This window comes from Zongyangia acetica (assembly GCF_038739695.1).
Lineage (GTDB): Bacteria > Bacillota > Clostridia > Oscillospirales > Ruminococcaceae > Zongyangia > Zongyangia gallinarum.
In genome coordinates, this window is sequence record NZ_JBBEWN010000043.1 from 1 (window position 1) to 1,125 (window position 1,125).

Sequence of the window (1,125 nt, forward strand, 5' to 3'; positions counted from 1 at the left end):
CCCATTGAGGGGATCGCCGTGAAGGAGGGTGAAGATAATGAGCAATAGCCCTCTAGTGAACTATGTTAAGATCAGCCCCAACAAAAACAGCCCCCGAAACCACAAGATCGATACCATCACCATCCACCACATGGCGGGAAACCTTTCGGTGGAAACCTGCGGCAATCTGTTTGCATCCCCTTCCCGGCAGGCCAGCGCCAACTATGGCGTCGGCAGCGACGGCAGGGTGGGGATGTATGTGGAGGAAAAAGACCGCTCCTGGTGCTCCTCCAACGGAGACAACGACCATCGAGCCGTCACTATTGAGGTGGCCAACGACCAGATCGGGGGAAACTGGCATGTCAGCGATACCGCCTTAGAGAAGCTCATCGAGCTTTGCGCGGATATCTGCAAAAGAAACGGCATCGCAAAACTCAATTACACCGGGGACACAAAGGGCAACCTGACCATGCACAAGTGGTTTGCGGCCACAGCTTGTCCCGGGCCTTATCTGGAGAGCAAGTTTCCCTACATCGCGGAGCAGGTCAACCAGAGGCTGGGAGGCTCCGGCGGTTCTGCTGAGAAGCCGGAAACAGCCGCCCTCTACCGGGTGCAGTGCGGGGCTTTCAGCAAGAGAGGCAACGCCCAGGCCATGGAGAAGCAGCTGCAAGCCAAGGGATACAGCACCTATCTGGTGCAGGCAGACGGCCTCTACAAGGTGCAGACAGGGGCTTTTTTGGTGAAGGCCAACGCGGACAACCTCTGCGGGAAGCTCAAAAAGGATGGCTTCTCCGCCTTTGTCACCACCCAGGGCGGACAAGCTGTGTCCGGTGACGCCATCCAGGTAGGAGACCGGGTGAAGGTGAAATCCGGAGCCAAGACCTACGACGGAAAGAACCTGGCCAGCTTTGTCTATCAGAATACATACGATGTGCAGCAGCTGTCGGGAGACCGTGCGGTCATCGGGCAGAAGGGCGTGGTAACCGCCGCTGTGAAGGTGAAAGACCTGATCCCGGCATAGGAGGTGGGAAAGATGGACGAGCAAGACCTGATCCAGAAGGCGAGAGAAAAGATCATGGAGATTGAGGCCCGTGCCAGGAGCAACACCCACCGCTTGGACGGCTTAGAAGCGTGGAAAGACGAAGC

At 57.3% G+C, this 1,125-nt stretch carries 1 protein-coding gene; it reads left to right on the forward strand.

The features are described 5' to 3' along the window. Nucleotides 1-37: 37 nt before the first annotated feature. Nucleotides 38-1,000 (forward strand): N-acetylmuramoyl-L-alanine amidase, encoded by a 963-nt coding sequence (locus tag WGC32_RS14985; RefSeq protein WP_342683075.1) that lies wholly within the window; start codon nucleotides 38-40, stop codon nucleotides 998-1,000. Nucleotides 1,001-1,125: the final 125 nt, after the last annotated feature.

Coding starts and splice junctions, on each gene's coding strand:
- WGC32_RS14985 (WP_342683075.1), top strand. CDS start 38: ATGAGCAATAGCCCTCTAGTGAACTATGTTAAGATCAGCCCCAACAAA.